At 72.5% G+C, this 22,371-nt stretch carries 15 protein-coding genes and 1 pseudogene; 10 read left to right on the plus strand and 6 right to left on the minus strand.

Annotated elements, in window-relative coordinates:
• Nucleotides 1-65 precede the first annotated feature (65 nt).
• The 5 genes from fabG (at nt 66) to OHT57_RS42930 (ending at nt 5,585) form a co-directional block, all read left to right on the plus strand.
• Nucleotides 66-812 (plus strand): 3-oxoacyl-ACP reductase FabG, encoded by a 747-nt coding sequence (gene fabG / locus OHT57_RS42910; protein WP_328752373.1) that lies wholly within the window; start codon nt 66-68, stop codon nt 810-812.
• A 70-nt stretch (nt 813-882) separates the two neighbouring features.
• Complete coding sequence (locus OHT57_RS42915; RefSeq protein ID WP_328752374.1) at nt 883-2,127, plus strand: acetyl-CoA C-acetyltransferase; 1,245 nt, start codon at nt 883-885, stop codon at nt 2,125-2,127.
• Complete coding sequence (locus tag OHT57_RS42920) at nt 2,127-3,569, plus strand: OB-fold domain-containing protein (protein WP_328752375.1); 1,443 nt, start codon at nt 2,127-2,129, stop codon at nt 3,567-3,569. The genes OHT57_RS42915 and OHT57_RS42920 overlap by 1 nt, the downstream gene beginning before the upstream one ends.
• Complete coding sequence (locus OHT57_RS42925; RefSeq protein WP_328752376.1) at nt 3,566-4,774, plus strand: acetyl-CoA acetyltransferase; 1,209 nt, start codon at nt 3,566-3,568, stop codon at nt 4,772-4,774. The genes OHT57_RS42920 and OHT57_RS42925 overlap by 4 nt, the downstream gene beginning before the upstream one ends.
• A 16-nt stretch (nt 4,775-4,790) precedes the next feature.
• Nucleotides 4,791-5,585: an SDR family NAD(P)-dependent oxidoreductase gene (locus OHT57_RS42930; RefSeq protein ID WP_328752377.1), complete on the plus strand. Its 795-nt coding sequence runs from the start codon at nt 4,791-4,793 to the stop codon at nt 5,583-5,585.
• A gap of 52 nt (nt 5,586-5,637) precedes the next feature.
• On the opposite strand, the gene OHT57_RS42935 is transcribed toward OHT57_RS42930, so the two are convergent.
• Nucleotides 5,638-8,382 carry a branched-chain amino acid ABC transporter permease/ATP-binding protein gene (locus tag OHT57_RS42935; RefSeq protein ID WP_328752378.1) on the minus strand — a complete coding sequence of 915 codons (2,745 nt, stop codon included), beginning with the start codon at nt 8,380-8,382 and terminating at the stop codon, nt 5,638-5,640.
• A gap of 126 nt (nt 8,383-8,508) precedes the next feature.
• Here OHT57_RS42935 and OHT57_RS42940 point away from each other — a divergent pair, with 126 nt between their 5' ends.
• The 4 genes and pseudogenes from OHT57_RS42940 to OHT57_RS42955 all read left to right on the plus strand — a co-directional run bounded on the left by OHT57_RS42940 (nt 8,509) and on the right by OHT57_RS42955 (nt 13,303).
• A complete protein-coding gene (locus OHT57_RS42940; RefSeq protein WP_328752379.1) occupies nt 8,509-9,747 on the plus strand; it encodes an ABC transporter substrate-binding protein in 1,239 nt (412 codons plus the stop codon).
• A 100-nt stretch (nt 9,748-9,847) separates the two neighbouring features.
• A pseudogene (locus tag OHT57_RS42945) lies at nt 9,848-10,552 on the plus strand (ABC transporter ATP-binding protein); the annotation flags it as partial.
• A gap of 1 nt (nt 10,553) precedes the next feature.
• Nucleotides 10,554-11,906 (plus strand): hypothetical protein, encoded by a 1,353-nt coding sequence (locus OHT57_RS42950; protein WP_328752381.1) that lies wholly within the window; start codon nt 10,554-10,556, stop codon nt 11,904-11,906.
• Nucleotides 11,903-13,303 carry an acyl-CoA reductase gene (locus tag OHT57_RS42955; RefSeq protein WP_328752382.1) on the plus strand — a complete coding sequence of 467 codons (1,401 nt, stop codon included), beginning with the start codon at nt 11,903-11,905 and terminating at the stop codon, nt 13,301-13,303. Before OHT57_RS42950 ends, OHT57_RS42955 begins: the two co-directional genes overlap by 4 nt.
• A 5-nt stretch (nt 13,304-13,308) precedes the next feature.
• On the opposite strand, the gene OHT57_RS42960 is transcribed toward OHT57_RS42955, so the two are convergent.
• A complete protein-coding gene (locus OHT57_RS42960; protein ID WP_328752383.1) occupies nt 13,309-14,265 on the minus strand; it encodes a DMT family transporter in 957 nt (318 codons plus the stop codon).
• A 21-nt stretch (nt 14,266-14,286) separates the two neighbouring features.
• Here OHT57_RS42960 and pdxR point away from each other — a divergent pair, with 21 nt between their 5' ends.
• Nucleotides 14,287-15,816: a MocR-like pyridoxine biosynthesis transcription factor PdxR gene (gene pdxR, locus OHT57_RS42965; protein WP_443053551.1), complete on the plus strand. Its 1,530-nt coding sequence runs from the start codon at nt 14,287-14,289 to the stop codon at nt 15,814-15,816.
• 10 nt (nt 15,817-15,826) lie between these two features.
• Here pdxR and OHT57_RS42970 read toward each other — a convergent pair whose 3' ends face one another.
• From OHT57_RS42970 to OHT57_RS42985, 4 genes are all read right to left on the minus strand, one after another.
• A complete protein-coding gene (locus OHT57_RS42970) occupies nt 15,827-16,894 on the minus strand; it encodes a LacI family DNA-binding transcriptional regulator (protein WP_328752385.1) in 1,068 nt (355 codons plus the stop codon).
• 131 nt (nt 16,895-17,025) lie between these two features.
• The gene (locus OHT57_RS42975) at nt 17,026-19,413 is read right to left on the minus strand and encodes a beta-galactosidase (protein WP_328752386.1); all 2,388 of its coding nucleotides are present in this window, start codon (nt 19,411-19,413) and stop codon (nt 17,026-17,028) included.
• The gene (locus OHT57_RS42980) at nt 19,413-21,170 is read right to left on the minus strand and encodes a glycoside hydrolase family 35 protein (RefSeq protein WP_328752387.1); all 1,758 of its coding nucleotides are present in this window, start codon (nt 21,168-21,170) and stop codon (nt 19,413-19,415) included. The genes OHT57_RS42975 and OHT57_RS42980 overlap by 1 nt, the downstream gene beginning before the upstream one ends.
• 31 nt (nt 21,171-21,201) lie before the next feature.
• The gene (locus tag OHT57_RS42985) at nt 21,202-22,359 is read right to left on the minus strand and encodes an MFS transporter (RefSeq protein WP_443053648.1); all 1,158 of its coding nucleotides are present in this window, start codon (nt 22,357-22,359) and stop codon (nt 21,202-21,204) included.
• Nucleotides 22,360-22,371 lie beyond the last annotated feature (12 nt).

Raw genomic sequence — 22,371 nt, forward strand, 5'->3', positions numbered from 1 at the left:
TGATTGTTTCAGCATAATAGGTTATCTATTTAACAGGAATAGCGTCGAGCCAGGGGCGGGCGGACATGGGACTGCTGGACGGCCGGAACGCGGTGATCACCGGCGGCGCACAGGGCATCGGCTTCGAGATCGCCGGCATCCTCGGCGACGCGGGTGCACGCATCGTCCTCGGTGACATCAACGAGGGCGCCGCCGCCGAGGCCTGCGAACGCCTCGCCAAGAACGGCGTGGCCGCCACCTCGCTGCGCTGCGACGTCACCGACGAGGGCGAGGTCGCCGCCCTGGTGGCCCACTGCGCCGACACCTTCGGTCCGGTCGACGTCATGGTCAACAACGCCGGGATCACCCGGGACGCGACCCTGCGCAAGATGCCCCTCGCCGACTTCCGTGCCGTGGTCGACGTCCATCTGACCGGCGCCTGGAACGGCACCCGGTACGCCGCCGAGGCGATGCGGGCGCACGGACAGGGCGGCAGCATCGTCAACATCTCCTCCATCGCCGGCAAGGTCGGCAACTTCGGCCAGACCAACTACAGCGCCGCCAAGGCCGGACTCGTCGGCCTGACCAAGGCCTCCGCCAAGGAACTCGCCAAGGCGGGCGTCCGCGTCAACGCCGTACAGCCCGGTCTGATCCGTACCGCCATGACCGAGGCGATGCCTCCGGCCGCCTGGGACGCGAAGCTCGCCGAGATCCCCATGGGCCGCGCGGGCGAACCCGCCGAGGTCGCCCAGGTCGTCCTCTTCCTCGCCTCCGACATGGCGAGCTACATCACCGGAGCGGTGATCGAGGTGACCGGCGGCCGGTACATGTGAGCCCCGCCAGGAGCCGGTGCACGCGAGCCGGCCGACAAGAGAAACGGCCCCCTCATGAAAGGCCCAGCCGATGCCCGCCCTCCTGCGTGACGCGGTGATCTGCGAACCCGTGCGTACCCCCGTCGGCGGCTACGGCGGAGTCTTCCGCGACGTGACGGCGGCCGAACTCGCCGCCACGGTCGTCCGTGCCGTCCTGGAACGCACCGGGATACCGCCCGCCGCCGTCGACGACGTCCTGCTCGGCCAGTGCTACCCCAACGGGGAGGCACCCGCCATCGGCCGCGTCGCCGCCCTGGACGCCGGCCTCCCGGTCGAGGTGCCAGGGCTCCAGATCGACCGCCGCTGCGGCTCCGGCCTCCAGGCGGTCATCACAGCGGCGATGCAGGTGCAGACCGGCGCGAGCGACCTCGTCCTCGCCGGCGGCGTCGAGTCCATGAGCCAGGCCGAGTTCTACACCACCGACGTCCGCTGGGGCGTACGCGGCGCCGGCACCACCCTGCACGACCGGCTGGCCCGCGGCCGCGTCACCTCCGGAGGCGTCAACCACCCCGTGTCCGGGGGCATGCTGGAGACCGCCGAGAACCTGCGACGCGAGTACGCCATCCCCCGCGAGGAACAGGACCGACTCGCCCTGCGCTCGCACGAGAAGGCCGTCGCCGCCCAGTCGGCGGGTCGCTTTGTGGACGAGCTCGTGCCCGTCACCGTTCGGACCCGGAAAGGCGAGACGGTCGTCGACACCGACGAACACCCGCGCCCCGACTCCTCGTTGGAGAAGCTCGCGAGGCTGCGGCCGGTGCTCGGCCGCCAGGACCCGGAGGCCACCGTCACGGCCGGCAACGCCAGCGGGCAGAACGACGGAGCCTCGCTCTGCGTGGTCACCCACCCGGAACGCGCCGCCGAACTCGGACTGCGCCCGCTGGCACGCCTGGTCTCCTGGGCCGTCGTGGGCGTGCCGCCTCAGACGATGGGTATCGGGCCCGTACCCGCGACCGCCCGCGCCCTGGAGCGAGCCGGGCTGAAGCTCTCCGACATCGACCTGATCGAACTCAACGAGGCCTTCGCCGCCCAGGTCCTGGCCTGCACCCGTGAATGGGCCCTGACCGACGCCGACTTCGAGCGGTTCAACGTCAACGGCTCCGGCATCTCGCTGGGCCACCCCGTCGGTGCCACCGGCGGCCGCATCCTCGCCACCCTGCTGCGCGAACTCGACCGCCGCCAGGCCCGTTACGGCCTGGAGACCATGTGCCTGGGCGGCGGACAGGGACTGGCAGCCATCTTCGAACGCACCGGCAACGACGCTCCTGGAGGACGCTGATGCCCGGACTGATCGCGTACGGCGCCCACGTGCCGTACCACCGCCTCGCCCGCGCCGATGTCGCGGCGACACTCGGAACCCCGGCGGCCAAGGGAACGAGGGCGGTCGCGGGCTACGACGAGGACACCACGTCCATGGCCGTCGAAGCCGCCCGCACCGCCCTCGCCCGAGACTGCCTGCGCGCCCGCGTCGGCCAGCTCTTCCTGGCCACCGCCGCACCCGCCTACCTCGACAAGACCAACGCGACCGCCGTCCACGCCGCGCTCCGCCTCGACGAGCACGTGCTCGCCGTCGACATGGCGGGCTCCGTACGCTCCGGACTCGGCGCGCTGGTCACCGCCGCCCGCTCCGCCGTGCCGACCCTGGCCGTCCTGTCGGACCTGCGCACCGGGCTGCCCGGCGGCAACGACGAGGCCGCGGGCGGGGACGGCGCGGCGGCGTTCGTCTTCGGCGGCCACCGCAACGGCGCCCCCGTCCTCGCCGAACTGCTCGCCCACGACACGGTCAGCGACGAGATCATGGACCGTTGGCGGCTGCCCGGCGCGCCCGCCTCCCGGGTCTGGGAGGAACGCTTCGCCGAGGAGATCTACGTTTCCCTCGCGGACAAAGCGCTCACCGCGGCCCTCGACCAGGCCGGCCTGGAGCGCGGCGCCATCGACCACCTCGTCGTCTCCGGTCTGCACGCGCGCGCGTGCGCAGCCGTCCGGCGCGGGTCGGGCACCCGGCCCGAAGCGGTGACCCCGGACCTCTCCGAGGTGATCGGCAACGCCGGTACCGCCCAGCCGGGCCTGCTCCTCGCCGACGTCCTCGACCGTGCCGCACCCGGCGAGACCATCGCGCTCGTGGTGCTCGGCGACGGCGCCGGAGTCCTCCTGCTGCGCACCACCGACGCGCTCCCGGCCCACCGCGCCGCCCGCCCGGTCGCCGCCCAGATCGCCGCGGGCAGCGCCCCGATGCCGTACGCCACGTACCTCACCTGGCGCGGCCTGCTCGACCGGGAGCCACCACGGCGTCCGGACCCCGAGCCGCCCTACGCGCCGCCCGCGCACCGCCGTACGGCCTGGAAGTACGGCTTCGTCGCCTCGCGCTGCGAGAAGTGCGGCACCCGGCATCTGCCGCCGGACCGGGTGTGCGCCTCCTGCCGGAGCATCGACGCCATGACCGACGAGCCGATGGAGCAGGTGCGCGGCACGGTCGCCACGTTCACCGTGGACCGGCTGGCCCACACCCCCAGCCCGCCGATGCTCGTCGTGGTCGTCGACTACGACGGCGGCGGCCGCTTCCGCTGCCAGCTCACCGACGCGACCGAGGCGGACGCCGTCATCGGCGCCCGGGTCGAGATGACGTTCCGGCGCACGGTCACCGCCGCCGGCGTCCACAACTACTTCTGGAAGGCCCGGCCGGTGCGCACCGGCGGCGAGACCGAGGAGACACACGGATGAGCTCGCACGGAATCCGGGACCGGGTCGCGATCGTCGGCATGGGCTGCACGCCCTTCGGCGAACACTGGACCCGCTCGGCCGAGGACCTTCTGATCGACGCCGTGGGCGAAGCGGTCACCTCGGCCGGCATCACCCTCGACGACATCGACGCGTACTGGTTCGGCACCCAGGCCTCCGGGGTGTCAGGACTGACCCTGAGCCGGGCGCTCCACCTGCCGCACAAGCCAGTCACCCGCGTCGAGAACATGTGCGCGACCGGCTCCGAGGCCCTGCGCAACGCCTGCTACGCCGTCGCGTCCGGCGCGTACGACGTGGCGATGGCCGTCGGCGTGGAGAAGCTCAAGGACTCCGGCATGTCCGGGCTGTCCGGCACCGCCATCCCGGGGGCCGGCGACGACAGCCGCGGCGAGATCACCGCTCCCGCCAACTTCTCCCTCCTCGCGCCCGCCTACGCAGCCAAGTACGGCCTCGCGGAGGAGGAGATGAAGGACGTCATCACCCGGATCGCCTGGAAGAACCACGTCAACGGGGCCCGCAACCCCCGCGCCCAGTTCCGCAAGGAGGTGCCGCTGCAGCGCATCAGGTCGGCCCCGATCATCGCGGGCATGCTCGGCGTGTTCGACTGCTCGGGCGTCTCCGACGGCTCGGCCGCCGCGATCGTCGTACGCGCCGAGGACGCCTACAAGTACACCGACAAGCCGATCTTCGTGAAGGCGCTGTCCCTCGTCGCCGGACCGGCGGACGGGCTCCTCGACCCGCAGTACGACTTCACCACCTTCCCCGAGGTCGTCGCCTCCGCCCGGGAGGCCTACCGGCAGGCCGGCATCACCGACCCGCGCACCGAACTCGCCCTGGCCGAGGTGCACGACTGCTTCACGCCCACGGAGCTGGTGCTGATGGAGGACCTCGGGTTCTCCGGACGCGGCGAGGCATGGAAGGACGTCACCGGCGGTTCGTTCGACCTGGACGGCTCACTGCCGGTCAATCCGGACGGCGGGCTGAAGGCCTTCGGGCACCCCATCGGCGCCTCCGGCCTGCGCATGATGTTCGAGGCGTGGCTGCAACTGCGGGGCGAGGCACCGGCCGAGCGGACGGTGAAATCCGTGGCCGAGGGACGTTCGCTCGCCCTGACCCACAACCTCGGCGGCGGACCCGGCGAGTGCGTCTCCTTCGTGTCCATCGTCGGCAGCGAACTCACGCCCTGAGAAAGGTGATCCTGCCATGGGACGACTCGAAGGAAAGATCGCGATCGTCACCGGCGCCGCCTCCGGCATCGGCGCCGCCACCGCACGCCGCGTGGCGGCGGAGGGAGCCCACACCGTCGTCGCCGACCTGAACACGGGCGGCGCCGAGGCGGTGGCGGAGGAGATCCGCGCCGCCGGAGGCTCCGCCACGCCCGTCACCGTCGACCTGGGGGACATCGACAGCGTGCGGGCCATGGTGGCCACGGCCGTCGCCACGTACGGCGGTCTCGACATCCTGCACAACAACGCGGCGGCCACGCATCTGGCCGCCCACCAGGACCTCGCCGTCACCGAGGCCGACCCGGCGGTCTGGGACGACACGATGCGGATCAACCTGCGCGGCACCATGGTCGCCATCCAGGCGGCCGTCCCGCACATGATCGCCCGGGGCGGCGGCTCGATCATCAACACCTCGTCCGGCTCAGGCCTCGCGGGCGACCTGCGCAACCCGGCGTACGGCGCCTCCAAGGCCGCCCTGATCAACCTCACGCAGTACGTCGCCACGCAGTACGGCAAGCAGGGCGTCCGCTGCAACGCCATCGCGCCGGGGTTCATCGTCACCCCGGCGAGCTCCGGCTCGGCCCACGGGGCGATCCGGGAGGCGATGCTGCGCCATCACCTCACCCCGCGCCTGGGCCGCCCGGAGGACGTCGCCTCGGCGGTCGTCTTCCTCGCCTGCGACGAGTCGGCCTTCATCACCGGGCACACCCTGCGCGTGGACGGCGGCCTGCTGTCCCACCAGCCCTACGTCGCGGATCTGCGCGACGCCTGAGAGCAGTACATGCCGAAGGCGCCTCCCCCAGGGGAGGCGCCTCCGAGCCGTTTCAGGACAGGGGCTCCGGCTGCAGATCGCCCAGGTAGGCCGCCCGCACCGCCGGATCGCTGCGCACCTCCTGCGGTGTACCGGCGCAGATCCGGCGTCCGAAGTCCAGCACGACGACCTGGTCGCAGACGCTCATGACCATGTCGACGTCGTGCTCGACGAGCAGCACCCCCATGCCCCAGTCCTCGGCGAGCCGCCGCACCAGGTGGGCCAGCTCCCGTGTCTCGTCGTCCGAGAGCCCCGAGGCCGGTTCGTCGAGGAGCAGCACGGACGGCGAGGCCGCCACCGCACGGGCGATGGCCAGCAGCCGCCGCTCCCCGTAGGACAGGTCGCCCACCGGCCGGTCCAGACTGTCCTGGAGGCCGAACTCCCTTACGGCGACGAGTACATGGGAGGGCAGCGGGCGGCTGCCGGGGCGGATCAGGTCGGTGAGCCAGGCCCATCGGCCGGGCCGGTCGCAGGCCGCGTACAGGTTGTCCAGGACCGTCATGTCCTCGAACAGCTCCAGTGACTGGAAGGACCGGCTCAGGCCCGCCGCGGCCCGCCGGTGCACGGGCAGCCGCGTCACGTCCCGGTCGCCCAGGCGCACCCCGCCGGACGCGGCCCGGGTGAAGCCGGTGACGGCGTCGATGGCGGAGGTCTTGCCGGCGCCGTTGGGACCGATGAGCCCCACGACCCGGCCGGGCTCGACGTCCAGCGAGAGCCCGTCGACGGCGACGACACCGCCGTAGCGCACGGTCAGGTCCCGGACGTGGAGGGAGAGGGGCGCGGCGCGGGTGAGGTCCGGCGCGGTTCCCTCGCCCACCGGTGTGCGCAGGATCTCCGCTCCCGTCCGCCCGTCCGCTCCCGTCCGACTGCCGCCGGGGTGACCGCGCTCGGGGAGCAGCCTGCGGCGGATGCCCTCCGCCTGTCTGCCGGCGTCCTTCGCGATGCCGTCCTGGTTGCCCACGAGGGTCAGCACCAGGATGATCCCGCCGATCAGCGGCATCCAGTCGCTCAGCCCGGGCAGTACCAGGTCCCCGAACCGTGCGCCTACCGTGCCGGCGGCGAAGGTCGCGCCGAACAGCGGGCCGACGAGGAAGCCCGCGCCACCGATCACCGCGAGGCCGAGTGCGGTGATGGAGTCGAAGGAGGCGAAGTCGGAGAAGACGACGGAGGTCGAGCGGAAGCCGGTGAGCACGCCGGCGAGCGCGGCGATGGCCGAGGACAGGCCGAAGGCGTAGAGCTTGGCCGCGCGGACGTCGATGCCGAGTGCGGCGGCGGCCCGCTCGTTCGCGCGTACGGCGATGAGCCGGCGCCCGGTGCGGCTGCGCCGTACGTTGGCGACCACGAGGGTGGTGGCGACGAACAGGACGAGCACGACGGCGGCGTACCGCTGCGGGTGGTCGACCCCGGAGATGCTGATGCCGAAGAGGGTCTGTCTGCCCACCGCGATGCCGTCGCTGCCCGTGGTCGTCGACAGGTCGGTGTTCTGGAAGACCATCGCCTCCAGCGTGGTGCCGAGCCCGAGCGTGATGATCGCGAGGTTGACGCCGCGGGTGCGGACCGCCGGCAGCGCGAACAGCAGACCGATCGGAACCGTCCCCAACACGCCTGCCAGTAGGGCGAGTTCGAACGGCCAGCCCCAGTCGGCCGCCGCGTGGCCCGCGATGAAGGCGCCTGTCCCGGCGAGGGCGTAGGCGGCGAGGGAGACCTGTCCCGCGTACCCGGTGACCACGACGATCGAAAGGATGATCAGGGACATCACCAGCGTGCTGGTGACGGCGTCGGCCCACAGCGGTGTCGACAGGCTCACCAGGAGCAGCCCGACCGCCACGGCCAGCGCCAGCGGCACGGGACGCACCCGTCCGGTGCCCAGGGCCGGCAACCGGTCCAGGAAGGTTCCGCGCAGTGGCAGCGCCCGGCCGCGTGCGACCAGCACCAGCGCGATGCAGAGGAAGGGCACCGAGGAGGCGAGACCGGTGACGCCGGAGCCGAACCGGGTGAGTTCGGACTGCACGACCCCGATGACCAGACCGCCCGCCAGGGTGACCGGGAACGACGAGAACCTGCCGACCAGGGCGGCGGCCAGGGCGCTCAGCAGGAGGGTGGTCAGGCCCGTCACCGAAAGGCCGATGACCGGCACGATCAGGATGCCGGTCAGTCCCGAAAGCGCCGAGCCCAGCGCCCAGTTGCCGGTGGCGATCAGGTCCGGGGACCAGCCGAGCGATGCCGCGGCGCCCTCGTTCTCGGCGACCGCGGTGGTGCCGAGCCCGAACAGGGTGCGCCGGTAGAGGAGATGGAGGACGGCGGTCACGGCGAGCGCGATGCCGAGCAGCCACAGCCGGTCCTCGGAGACCGTCGCCCCGGCGATGGTCAGCAGCTTGGTGGGCAAGCGGCCCGGCACCAGTTGCAGGCTGTCGCCGTAGCGCTTGACGGCGATCGCGGTGAGCACGATGAACACCGCCAGCGTGGCGACCAGCCGGGCCAGGACGGACGCCCGGCGCAGCGGGCGCAGCACGAGCAGATGGGTGAGCACGCCGAGCGCCGCGGCGGCGAGCACCCCGCAGGCGGTGGCGGGCCAGTACGGGACGCCGTGCCGGTCGGCGAGTTCCCACTGTACGTAGGCGCCCGCCATGCCGATCGCGCCGTGCGCGAGGTTGAGGACGCCGGAGCCCCGGTAGACCAGGACGATGCCGTGCGCGGTGAGCGCGTAGAGCGCACCGAGCCCCAGGCCGAGCAGTGCGAAACGCAGGATGTCGTCCATCGGGAACCTCCCAGAGGCGAGCTGAAAAGTGCATTCATTTAAATAATTGTGCCGAGAGTACTTCACTAACCTCCAAACGCACCCCATGCTGTTCGCCAACTCGAAGAAGAGCCCCGCGGAGGAACCATGAACGACTCACGCCGACGCAGAACCGCCGCAGCGACCTGTCTCGCGGTGACCGGAGCCCTGCTGGCCGCAGGCTGCGGCGGGAAGGCGTCCGACAGCGCGACGCAGACCTCGGCCCTGAAGGGCGCACCGGTCAAGGTGATGGTGTGGGACCCGGAAGAGACCCAGGGCAGCGCCCAGCCCGGGGTGCGGCAGACCGCCCAGGCCTACGAGAAGTGGATCAACGCCAACGGCGGCATCAAGGGCGGCCCGCTCAAGGTCCTCACCTGCAACGAGAAGAACGACCCCGACGAGGCGGAGAAGTGCGCCCAGCAGGCGGTCGCCGAGAAGGTGGTCGCCGTGGTGGGCTCCTACAGCCTCGCCGGCGACCGCTACATGCCCATCCTGCAGAAGGCCGGCATCCCCTACCTCGGCGGGACCGGCGTCTCGGCGGCGGAGTTCTCCAACCCGCTGTCGTTCCCGGTCAACGGCGGCACCCCGGCGGTGTTCGCGGCGCACGGGCAGCAGCTCGTGCAGGACGGCTGCAAGAAGATCTCCGGGGTGCGCTACGACGTGGCCGCAGCCGCCGTCGTCTCGCAGTTCCTGACCCTCGGCGCGGTCTCGGCCGGAGGGTCGGCACCCAAGGACATCAAGGTGCCGCTCACCGCCACCGACCTCGCGCCACAGGTCGCCGCCGCGACCAAGGGCAGCGACTGCGTGAGCGTCATCATGGGCACCGCCTCGGGCCTGTTCGTGAAGTCGTACGTACAGTCCGGCGCGAAGACGAAGCTCGCCAGCGTCGTCGGCAACCTCACCCCGGAGCTCGCCGCGAGCACGGGCGGCAGCGGCGGCCCGCTGGAGGGCGCCGCGATCACCGGCTACTACCCGCCGACCTCCGACGCCGTCTGGAAGGACTTCGTCCAGGCCGCCAAGGGCACGGACATCGACACCAGCAACGGCGCCAACGAGACGACCTGGGTGGCCTTCAAGGTCCTCACCGAAGCGGCCAAGAAGCTGCCGACGGTGTCCTCCGCGGCCCTCGTGCAGGAGCTGAACAGCACCTCGGGCATCGACACCGGCGGTCTGACCCCGCCCCTGACCTGGAAGGCGTCGACGGCCCTGCCGATCAAGGGGCTGAACCGGATCCACAACACCACGGCCACCGAACTCACCATCCGCGACGGGAAGATCGCATGGGCCAAGCAGGGGTCGACCTTCGTCGACGTCCGCAAGATGCTCACGGCGATGTCGGCCGGCTGACCGGAGGAGGACGGCCGTGCACGACACCGCACAACCCCTGATCGAGGCCCACGCCCTGTCCGCCGGATACGGCACGCAACCCGTCGTACGCGATCTCGACCTGGAGGTCCGGCCCGGCGAGGTCGTCGCCCTGCTCGGCCCCAACGGCGCGGGCAAGACGACGACACTCCGGGCGCTGTCGGGCGACCTCGCCCCGATGGGCGGTGAGGTGCGCTGGCTGGGCGATCCCCGCCGGGCACCGCTGCACCGCCGTGCCCGGCAGGGCCTCGCGTACGTCTGTGAGCGGGCCGTCTTCACCCAGCTCGACACCGCCGACAACCTGCGGGTCGGCCGGGTGCCGACCCGGCACGCCCTGGACCTCTTCCCCGAACTCGAGAAACGGCTGAACACCGGCGCGGGCATGCTGTCCGGCGGCGAGCAGCAGATGCTGTCGCTGGCCCGCGCCCTGGGCCGCGCCCCCAAGCTGCTCCTTGCGGACGAACTGTCCCTCGGTCTCGCCCCGCTCGTGGTCGACCGTCTCCTGCGCGCGGTGCGCGAGGCGGCCGACCGGGGCCTCGGCGCCCTGCTGGTCGAACAGCATGTGCGCAAGGTGCTGGACATCGCGGACCGCGTGTACGTCCTGCACCGCGGCCGCATCACGATGACCGGCACCCCGAGCGAACTGCGCGGCGACCTGGCCGCGATCGAATCGTCCTACCTCGCCGAGAAGTCAGGCGCCGAAAGGGCACGCGCCGAGAAGCCAGGCGCCGCGATGACACGCGCCGACAAGACCCTCGCCGAGAAGACCACTGCCACAACCGATTGAGGTGGGTGCCCTGCCCAGCACACGCGAACAGATCCGATCCCTGGTCCTGTCCGGCGACGCTTTCGACCAACCCCGCGAAGAGCTGCGGGAGTTGCAGCTGGAAGCCGCACGGGAGGCCTTCGCCGCCCACCGGGTGCGCGTCCCGCTGCTGCGCACCCGGGCCGAGGAGACCAGCGTGCACGAGATCACCGGTCTCGACGACCTCGTGCCGCTGCTGTTCTCCCACACCAGCTACAAGTCGTACCCCGTCTCCCTCATCACCGCCGGGCGGTGGGACCGGCTCCTGCGCTGGTACACGACCGTGTCGGCGGTCGAACCGGGCGACGTCGACGTGGACGGCGTCCGCGACATCGACGAGTGGACCGACCGCATCACGGCCGCGGGCCACCGCCCCTACATCACCAGCGGCACCTCCGGAAAGGTGTCCTTCCTCAACTGCGCCGCGAGCGACCTGCGCTTCCTGCACGACATCCTCGAACACCTCACCTGCTGGCCCGACCCCCTGCCGCCCAGGCCCACCCGCCGCGGCTACCTCCTCGCGCCGGCGAGCGGCCCGATGCGCTCCATCGACGGTTTCCGGTGGCACGCGGACGTCTTCGCCCGGCCCGAGGAGACCCGGCTGCTCACCGAGGACCCGATGCGGGTGTCCGAGCTGATGAGCAGCGCGCTGCTGCGCCGCCGGATGGCGGAGGGCACCGCGACCCCTCAGGAGATCGGCTCCTTCGAGTCCGCGTCCGGGGACCGCGAGGAGGTACTGGGAGCGGCCGTCGCCCGCATGGTCGACGACATCGCCGCCCACCGCGACGAGCCGCTGCTGATCGCCGGGATGAACAACCAGCAGTTCACCCTGATCCAGGCCCTGCGCGCCCGGGGCGTGCCGGACGGCAGCCTGCACCCCGACACCCTGGTGCTCAGCGGCGGCGGCAACAAGGGCCGCGCGCTGCCCGACGACTACCAGGCGCAGTTCGCCGCCTTCTACGCCGGAGTGCGGCGCGTCCGCAGCTACGGCATGACGGAACTCCAGGGCTCCTGCCTCGCCTGCGAGAAGGGCAACTACCACATACCGCCGTGGGTGATCCCCCTCGTCCTGGACGAGCCGGGCGAGACACTGCTGAATCCGGAACACGGCGTCGTGGAGGGGCGGTTCGCCTTCCTGGACGTCTCCCTGGAGGGCCGCTGGGGCGGACTGATCAGCGGCGACCGGGTCTTCGTCGACTTCTCGCCGTGCGACTGCGGCAGAGCGGGTCCCGCCGTCCTGCCGGACATCCGGCGCTACGGCGACCTCGGCGACGACGACAAGATCACCTGCGCCGCGACACTGGACTCCTATGTGCGGGGGATGATCCACGGATGACGCCCACGGCACTCGACGGCACGGCGGCGGACCCGGTGGCCGTCGTCCACGTGATCCGGGGCGAGGTCGACGCGGGCCCGCGCACCAGCCACGGCCGCGCCGACGCCACCTTCACCGCCCCCGCGCTCGACCTGGACCGTCTGGTGTGGCCCCGCACCGAACCTGGCCCGGCCTTCCACGTGCCGGTGGCGGAGATCATCGACCTGCTCGTCGAGACCGGCGAGGCACTCAGGGCGGACCGCGAGGGCCTGCTCGCCGAAGCCCTGGACCGCATGGTGCGGCTCAGCCCGCTCCCCGCCGAGGTCCTGGAACGCGCCTACGCCGCCCTGTGGCGTACCTTCCGACGCCCCGGCCTGGACGCCCAGATCGAGCACGAACTCGGCGGCGCGGACGTGCTGGACGGCTGGCGGGAGGTACGGCTGCCCGAGCAGCGCATCGCCGCCACCCGCGCGTTCCCGCCGCGCCTGGTGCACATCATCGCCGGCAACGCACCCGGAGTCGCCGCGATGTCGGTCGTACGCGGAGCGCTGACCAAGGGCGTCAACCTGCTCAAGCTGCCCTCCAACGACCTGTTCACGGCGACCGCCATCCTGCGCACGATGGCCGCCGTCGCCCCCGGCCACCCCGTGGTGCGCTCGTTCTCCGCCGCCTACTGGCGTGGCGGCGACGAGACGGTGGAGAGCGTGCTGTTCCGCCCGCAGTTCTTCGACAAGCTGGTCGCCTGGGGCGGCGAGGCCACGATCCGCGGGGCACTGCGCTACGTCGGCCCGGGCTTCGAGCTGGTGTCCTTCGACCCGAAGACCTCCATCTCGCTGATCGGCCGCGAGGCCTTCGACTCGCCCGAATCGCTGGCGCTGGCTGCCGACACAGGCGCCGCCGACGCCACGTTCTTCAACCAGCAGGCGTGCGTGGCCAGCCGCTTCCAGTTCGTCGAGGGCACGGAGGAGGACGCCGACCGGTACGCCGCGCTGTTGTGCGAACGCCTCGGCGTCGCCCGGGAGTTCAGCTCGGCCGACGGCCCGCGGGTGGCCCCGGAACTCCGCGAGGAGATCGACGTACTGCGCTCCCTCGCCCCCGACTACCGGGTGTGGGGCGGCTACGACGGCCGGGGCCTGGTCATCCGTTCCCCGGAACCGGTGGACTTCCATCCCGATGGGAAGATCGTCAACGTCGTCCCGGTCGCCACGCTGGCCGAAGCCGTCCCGCACGCAGGCGTCGCCACCCAGACGGTCGGCGTCTACCCCGACGCCCGCAAACCGGAACTGCGTGACGCCCTCGCCTGCGCCGGAGTCCAGCGCGTGGTGTCCCTCGGCAGAGCGGGCGGGATGCCGCCGGGGCTCTCCCACGACGGTTTCTACCCGCTGCAGCGGCTGATGCGCTGGGTGAACGACGAGTGATCCGGTTACCGGGAGGCAGGAGTCCGAGGGCTCCTGCCGTCCGATGCCGGGGTGTGCCCGCGGCCGACGGGGAGTATCTCCGCGGCGGGCACCGCTCGTGGCCGCAGGCCGACGACCAGGCCGACGATCACCACGGAGATACCCAGCCAGACCGAGGGTCCCGGCACACCGGTTCCCGAGACGGCACCGACGACCGCGGCCGCCAGGGGTGCGATGCCGGTGAGCAGCCCGGCCCGCCCGGCCCCGACGGACCGGACCGTCGAGTACCACAGGACGAAGGCGACCGCCGTCACCAGCAGCGTCAGATAGCCGACGGCCGCCCACTGCACCCCGGTCAACTCCCTTACGGCGGACGGTCCTTCCCGCGTCATGCCGAGCACGGCCAGGAGCGCTCCGCCCAGCCATGTCGCGTGCACGGACACGCCCCACGGGCTGTGCCGTCCCAGTACCGGCACCGCCAGCAGCGTGAACGCCGCCTCGCAGCCCAGGGCCAGCGCCGCCCAGGCCACCCCGACCGCGTCCGTGCGGCCCGTCCCCTCCACCAGCACCGCGCCCGCCATCACCACGGGCGCCGCGATCAGGACCTGCCGGCTGGGCCTGCGCCGCTCCAGCAGCGGGCCGATCACCCCGAGCAGCAGGGGTACGCACGCCACCGCGACGGCGATCACCGCGGGCTCCGCATGCGCGACACCCCGGACCACGGCCACGTTGAACAGCACCAGTCCGGTGACGGCGAGCCCGCCCAGCCACAGCCACTCCCGTCCGCGCGGCCACACCAGGCGGGCCCCGGCGAGCCGGGCGAGGACCACGAGGATCGCCGTCGCGGCCACATACCTGACGGCCTGGGTACTGAACAGCGGGGCGTCCACGAGGGTGTGCGAGACGGTGACGCTGGCGCCGACGAGCGTCATCCCGATCATGCCGGGGACGAGCCGGGCGAACGAGGCGGAAGGGGTGTCCATGCCGTCCACCCTGCCCGCACAATGGACGTCATGGGCAGATCCACAACCCCGCAGTCCGAGGGGTCCAAAGAGCCGCAGCCGGGCATCGGCTCGGACTTCCTGCAGCTGGACATCGGCCAGGCGCCGCCCGGCGGCCGTACGGCCTGGCTGGCCGACACCCTGAGGTCGGCCATCGCCGACGGCCGGCTGCCCGTCGGCACCCGGCTGCCCGCCAGCCGTGTCCTCGCCGACGAGCTGCGCGTCACCAGAGGCGTGGTCACCGAGGCCTACCGACGGCTCGCCGAGTCCGGCCAGATCGCCGGCCGCGGCCGGCGCGGCACGGTCGTCGTGGCGGCACCCGCCGAGCCCCGCGGCCGCGTCCACCCCGCCGGGCTGCGCGCCGAGCCCGGCCACCCGCTCTTCGGCTCGGCGAACCGCGAGGGGGTCGTCGACGCCCTGCGCGCCTTCCCGTGCCGCATCGACCTCTCCCCGGGCCTGCCCGACCTGGCCGCCTTCCCCCGCGCCGCCTGGCTGCGCGCCGAGCGGGCCGTCCTCGCGGGCGTCACCCCGGCCGACTTCGGCTACGGCGATCCCCGGGGTGCCCCCGCCCTGCGGCGGGCCGTCGTCGGCTGGCTGGCCCGCAACCGCGGCATCCGCGCCGACCCGGACGAGGTCGTGATCGTCGCCGGTGTGGCACAGGCCTTCGGCCTGGTCGGGCAGCTCCTGCGGGCGGACGGGATCCGCCGTATCGCCGTCGAGGACCCCGGATCACTGGGCGCGCGCCAGCAGTTGGAGTACGGCGGCCACACCGTCGTCCCCGTCCCCGTGGACGCGGGCGGTCTCGACGTCGGCGCGCTGCGTGCCAGTGGTGCCCGGGCGGTGCTGTCGACCCCGGCCCACCAGTTCCCCACCGGAGTCGTCCTCGACGGGGAACGCCGACGCGAGCTGCTGAACTGGGCGGCCGAGGGCGGGGTGGTCATCGAGGACGACTACGACGCCGAGCACCGCTACGACCGGCCACCGGTGCCGGCCCTGCGCTCGCTGATGGCGGACGGCGTCTGCTACGCGGGCAGCGTCTCCAAACTGCTCGCGCCCGCCCTCCGGGTGGGCTGGCTGCTCGTGCCGCCGGAGCGCCTGGACGCCGTCGTGACGGCCAAGCGGTACGCCGACCTCGGCAACGGCATCCTCACCCAGCTGGTCCTCGCGCGGCTGATGGACTCCGGCGAGCTGGAACGGCATCTGCGCCATGTCCGGCTGCGCCACCGCAGGCGCCGGGACGCCATGCTGCGGGCCGTCGAGGCACACCTGCCCGGCGCCCGCGTGCACGGCGCCGCCGCCGGCCTGCACCTCATGGTCACCTTCGACGATCTCGGGACCGGCTTCCGCGACACCGACCTCGCCGCTGCCGCACTCGCCCGGGGCGTCAAGGCGCACCCGCTGTCCTGGCACCGGATCGGTCCCGGAGCGCCCGGCCTGGTCCTCGGCTACGCGGCCGGTGCCACCCACGAGATCGACGAGGGCATCGCCCTCATCGGCGACGCCCTGAACGAGGGACGTGCGGCGGGGGCGTGAAGGGCCGGGGTCACCTCTTGGGCGCCGCGCCGCTGCTCGCGCGGATCACCAGGTCGACCGGCACGAGCGACTCGGGCCGGGGCGGTTCTGCCGAGTCGTCGATCCGGCTCAGCAGCAGCTGCAGCGACCGGGCGCCGATCTCCGCGAAGTCGGTGCGCACGGTCGTCAGCGGCGGCAGCAGATGTGCCGCCTCGGGGATGTCGTCGTAGCCCACCACGCTGATCTCGCCGGGCACCGAGCGGCCCGCCTCGTGCAGGGCGTGCAGAACGCCGAGGGCCATCTGGTCGTTGGAGACGAACACCGCGGTGACGTCCGCGCGCCGGGCCAGCCGGCGGCCCAGGTGGTAGCCGGAGTCGGCGCTCCAGTCGCCGAACAGCGGCTCGGGGATCGGGGCGCCGGCCGCTTCCAGGGTGGACCGCCAGCTCGCCAGCCGGTGGTCGGCGGAGGTCCAGCCGCTGGGGCCCGCGATGTGCCAGACGGTCGGGTGGCCGAGGCCCAGCAGATGCTCCGTGGCCTTGCGCGCGCCCTCCCGCGAGTCGCCGGTGACCTGCTCGGTCTCGGCATCGAAGCCGTTCTCCAGCACCACCAGGGGGGTGTCCAGACGCGTGTCGGCCAGGGCGTGGCCCACCCACAGCTGCGGGGCGATGGCGATCACCCCGTCCGCGCCCTCGGCCGAGAGCCGGTCGACGGCCTCGACGACCGTGTCGCGTTCGGCCGTGTCCAGGGAGATGGAACTCAGCAGGTAACCGGCTTCCTGGGCGGCGGTGTTGATCGCCGTCAGGATCGCGGAGGGCCCGTAGCGGGCCGCGTCGAAGGTGATGACCCCGACCATCCGGGTCCGGCCGCTGGCCAGCGACCGGGCGCTGCGGCTGGGCCGGTACCCGAGGGTCCGCATGGCCGTCAGGACCACCTCACGGGTCTCGGGGCGGACGGACGGATGCTCGTTGAGGACCCGGGACACGGTCTGCTTGGAGACACCCGCCAGCCGGGCCACGTCGTCCATCACCGGGCGCGAGCCGGCGAAGTTGCGTCGGCTGCGCCCCTTGGGAGCAGCTCCTTCGGCGGCGCTTGGGGTCATGGTGACGCTTTCGTCGACGTGATGGAGGCGGTGCTGCGACGGTCCCGGCCCGCCCGGGGGGCACAGCATAGGCGGGCCGGTCCCGCGGACCCGGCGACGGCACCGGGCCCGCGGAGCGGACAATGGGCAGGTCAGCCCGCCCGTACGGACCGGGAGCGGCGAGTGATCCACTCCGCGCGTGTGACGGCGGCCCGCTCCGCGCCGCCCGCCTGTTCCGGCAGGTGCACCGGTGCCCCGGCGGGCAGCGGAAGCACCCGCACCCGCAGCCGCAGCCCTTCGGCCCGCAGCGCGTCTGCGGGAAGCCGGTCCAGTCCGATGTCCCACCAGCGCCCGGAGAAGAACTGGTCGGCGACGAGTGTGTCTCCGACGTAGGCCCGCCCCACGTCCCCGCTCCAGTGCAGCCGCAGCAGCGTCCCGGGCGGCAGCGCGTCCGGCACCTCGACGCGGTACTCGGCGGCGACGGTGTCGAAGTACTTGTCGTCCGGCGCGCTCGCCCGGCCCTGGACACCGGTGACGGTCCCGGGGGCCGGACCGGCGGCCCGGACGAGGGTGACCTCGGCGTCGAAGTCCCCGACGCCCGACGCCGTCGGGACGGCGTACCGGGTGAACACCCCGTCCGCGACCGCCTCGGCCGGCACTCCGTCCACCGCGGGCGCCCGCTCCGGCGCGGGCAGTACGGCGAACGACGTGGCCGCACCCGACCCGTGCAGCCGTACCTCGTCCCGGTCGAAGACCACCCCGTCCGTGCTCAGCACCAGCCGCTCGGCACCCCACGCCGTGCCCCGGTAGGCGGTACGGGCCGTCGCGGCGTCCAGGACCAGCAGCCCGACCCGTTCGCCGCCGGCCGTGTCCACCTCGACGAGAGCGTCGGTGCCGGGACGCAATCCGGTCACCATCAGCCGGTCGTCGGCCGGGGTGACATCCCCGGAGGGGGTGGAGACGGCGGCCACCGTGCGGGCGTCCAGGGCGAGTTCGGGCTCGATGCCGTCGGTCGCGGCCAGCACCAGAACCGTACGGCCGCCGACGTCGACCGTGCACACGGGCTGGGCGGTGGCCCACTCCAGCCGCAGCCCGGCCAGGTCCAGGCGCAGCGGCCAGCAGAAGTACGCGCCGGTGGGAACCGTGACCGGTGTGCCGGGCAGGCTCAAGGTCCCGCCGCCGTCCGGGAGTTCGACCGTGAAGGACGTGTCCGGGTGCTCCGGCAGCGGCTCGTGCGGCTGGTGGTTGTTGACGAACAGGAAGCCCGAACCGCTGTCGCCGCGCACCGCCCACCGCAGGGTGTCCCGGTCCGACTGTCCGTCCGGCCGCCGTTCGGGCAGCGCGGACTCCATGGGCGCGATCAGGTGCCCGAAGTCCGCCAACAGCAGGTGTTGGAGCCGGAGTTCGTGATACGTGCGCCGGTACTGGCCGTACTCGCCGAGCGGCGCCTGGAAGTCGTACGTCAGGACCGGCAGGTCGTTGGGGTAGCCGGTGGCGTGGGACTCCTGCAGGGTGCTGAGCTCACCTGTCGGGTTCGTGCCGCCGTGGAACATGTAGTAGCCCTGCCAGACCGAACCGCAGCCGATCTTGGTGAGGCCGAGCGCGCCGATGTCGTCGGGGTCGACGTGCGGCCTTCGGTGGTAGGACACCGCCATGCCGCCGCCCAACTCGCAGGTGGCCCAGGGGAATCGGTCCGCGAAGGCGTCCGGTTCGCTGCCGCGCACGGTCACGGGCCGGAGGTCGGATCCGATGCCCTCGTCGTCGCGCTGGTGGGTGAAGAAGAAGTGCTTGCGGCAGGTGTCGGGCCAGCCGCCGTCGGCCTCGGTCCAGAAGGTCTCGGTGTAGCCGCCGTAGAGGGGGAGCAGTTCGTCCGGCGGGAGCCGGACCCCGCCCCAGGCGGTCGACGTCCACAGGGGCGCGCTCAGGCCGGCCTCCTGGGCCATCCGCTTCAGCGTCAGCAGATGGCCCGGCTGGTCGTAGAGCTCGTTCTCGATCTGGACCGCCACGATCGGGCCGCCGTGCGCGCGATCGAGGCCGCTCAACTGCTCGGCGATCGCCGCGAACCAGGGGTGTACGGCGTCCAGGTACACCGGGTCGTCGGTGCGGGGTGCGCAGTCCCGTGCCAGCACCCAGTCGGGCAGCCCGCCGCCCCGGACCTCCGCGTGGGACCAGGGGCCGATCCGGGGGACGAAGTCCAGGCCGTGCCGGGCGCACAGCTCGGCGAAGCGGCGCAGATCGCGGTCGCCGTCGAAGCGGACGCGGCCCTCGGTCTCCTCGTGGTGGATCCAGATGACGTAACTGGCGACGGCGGTGACGCCGCCCGCCTTCATCTTCAGCAGCTCCTCCTCCCACTCCGCGGCGGGGTAGCGGGAGTAGTGGAACTCGCCGGACACCGGGAACCAGGGACGGCCGCCCCTGGTGAGCCAGCGGCTGGTGACCTCGATCGGGTCGGGCACCCCGGGGGCGTCCGCGAAGGGCAGGTGCCCGGTCAGCGCAGGCCCGGCGGGGGAGGGGAGGCGTAGGTGGTGGGGGTGGGTCATCAGTCGCTCTCCGGTCCGAGGTCCGGCGTGTCGGTGAGCTGGGCGCGGGTCCCGGTGGTGGCGTGCAGCTCCAGCAGCACCAGTTCGTTGGTGCCGGGGCGCAGCACGGGGCCCGGGACGTACAGCGTGTGCTGCGGGCCGCGGTTCCAGTAGCGCCCGAGGTGGAAGCCGTTGACCCAGGCCTGTCCCTTGGTCCAGCCGGGCAGCGAGAGGAAGGTGTCGGCCGGGCTCGCCACCTCGAACGTGCCCCGGTGGAAGGCGGGCACGGTGTCCGTGCTCGCGCCGGACGGGCCGAACGGCACGGTGTCCGGGCCGTCCAGGGGAACGGCCCGGCACTCCCAGCCCCGCAGGGCGGTGCCCTGGAAGGACACCGGGCCGAGCAGGCCCTTCGGTGCTCCGATACGCGGCCCGTAGTTGACCCCGCCCATGTTCTCCACGAGTACTTCGAGGACGGCCCCGGCATGCGGCACGCGCACGGACAGCGTCTCGTCGTGCCGTTCCCGCTCCAGTACGCCGGCACAGGCGCCGTCCACGAAGACCTGGGCGCGGTCGCCGACCCCGCCGGGGAAGTGCAGCAGACCGTCGCCCGAGCCGGGAAGCGTGGTGCGGTAGAGCACGTAACCCGTGTGCAGCCCGAGCTCGTTCATCGTCACGGCGGTCTCGGTGCTCGTCGACGGCAGTCCGCGCAGGTACGGCAGCAGCGGCGCCCGGTGGTCCAGGTCGACGTCCGTCACGGGGAGTTTCGGCGCGGGCGCCGGGGCCGGCTCGGCGGCGGCGGCCGTGTGACGGGCGATGACGTCGCGGAACGCGTGGTACTTGGGGCCGGGGTCACCGCTCTCGGTGAGCGGGGCGTCGTAGTCGTAGGACGTGACGGTGGGCTCGTAGGCGTGCTTGTGGTTGGCGCCGTTGGTGAAGCCGAAGTTGGTGCCGCCGTGGAACATGTAGATGTTGACCGAGGCGCCCGCGGACAGCAGACGGTCCAGGTCGGCCGCGGCGTCGGCGGCCGACCGCACGTGGTGCGGGCCGCCCCAGTGGTCGAACCAGCCGATCCAGAACTCCGAGCACATCAGCGGCCCTTCGGGCTGGTGGGCGCGGAGTGCGGCGAGGTTCTCCTCGACCCGGCTGCCGAAGGTGGCCGTGGAGAGCGTGCCGGGCAGGCTGCCGGCCGCCAGGTGCTCGGCGTTGGCCTGGTCGCAGGTGTAGAGGAGCTCCTCGACCCCCCGTTCCCGCAGCGCCTGCTGGACGTGCTTGAGATAGGCGGTGTCGGTGCCGTACGCCCCGTACTCGTTCTCCACCTGCACGGCGATCACCGGACCGCCGTGCGCCGCCATGAACGGGCGCAGTGCGGGCAGGAGCCGGTCGAGGTAGCCGTCGAACGCCGATGTGAAGCGGGGGTCGCTGCTGCGCAGCCGGATGTCGGGGTCCGCGAGGAGCCAGGCGGGCAGGCCGCCGTCGTCCCACTCGGCGCAGATGAACGGACCCGGGCGCAACAGGACGTTCAGGCCCTCGTCCTGGGCGAGGCGCAGCCAGCGGGGCAGGTCGAGGATGCCGTCCAGTACCAGCTCGCCCGGCTCGGGCTCGTGGAGGTTCCACGGCAGATACGTCTCGATGGTGTTGAGGCCCATCAGGCGGGCCTTGCGCAGCCGGTCGGTCCACTGGTCGGGATGGATCCGGAAGTAATGCATGGCTCCGGAGATGATCCGGAACGGCTCGCCGTGCAGGAGGAAACCGTCAAAGGACGTCGTCAGAGCGGGCATGCGGAAGCTTCCCTTCACATGGGTGGGGAGTTCAGTGCGGACGGGTGGTGCGGATGAGCCAGAGCGTGGCGGCCAGGCACAGCGCCGAGACACCACTCAGCAGGAGCGGAACGGCCCGGATCCCGGACCACTCGATGGCCTTGCCCAGCGCCGGTCCCGCCGCCACACCGCCGACCATCGAGGCGGCGATGACCAGGGCGCCGGCCCGGCGGGCGCCGGGGGCGGCCCGGTGCAGCCAGGGCAGGCCCGTCGGGAAGATCGGCGCGATGAACAGGCCGACACCCGCGTACGCGAACGGCGCCAACTCCCGTACGGATGCGAGGAGGAGACAGACCGTCATGCCCGCGCAGGACACGGTGATGATGGCCTGCGCGGAGAACCTCAGCGCGATCGGGGCGACCAGGAAACGGCCCACGGTCATCATCAGCCAGTAGACGGAGGTGGCGGTCGCGGCCGCCCCGGCGCCGTATCCCACGGTCTCCAGATGCGTGGGCTCCCATCCGCCGACGCCCGCCTCGATGCCGACGTGCAGGACGTAGAGCGCCACGAACACGCAGAGCACCGAGGCCAGGCTGCGGCTGAGCGTGCCCGAGGTGTCGGGAGCCGAGTCGGACGGCCGGGGCGCCCGGTCCTGCACGCCCTTCAGGCACAGCAGCAACGGGAGGGTGACCAGGGCGAATCCGAGGAAGACAGCGGGATAGTGCCCGGAGCCCACCATCCCGACGAGTGCCGGGCCGAGGATCGCGCCCACGCCGAAGTGGGCGTTGAGGATGTTCAGCATCGCGGTCGAACGGTGGCCGAAGCCGACCGCGAACAACTGGTTGAGGCCGTAGTCGATGCCTCCGAAGCCGAGGCCGGCCAGCAGTGCCGCGGTCAGGGCGGTCGGCCAGTTGGGTGCCAGTGCGAAGCCCGCGGCGCCGAGGGCCATCAGGAGGTACGAGGCGCCGAGGAGCCGCCGGTTGCCGATCCGGCCGTAGAGCCGGTCGAACAGCAGGACACCGGCGACGCCGCCGGCGAAGTGGGCGCTGAGCCCGAGCCCCGCCCCGGAGGGCGACAGCCCGAACTCCGCGCGGAACGCGGGGATCGCCGGGCCGTACAGCGCCTGGAGCACGCCGATGAGGACGAAGCCGACGCAGGAGGCGACCACTGCGGCCGGGCTGAAGACCGGAGTGCGCACAGGCGTCGTCATCGAGGACATGAA

Origin of the sequence: Streptomyces sp. NBC_00285, assembly GCF_036174265.1 — a bacterium.
Classification (GTDB): domain Bacteria; phylum Actinomycetota; class Actinomycetes; order Streptomycetales; family Streptomycetaceae; genus Streptomyces.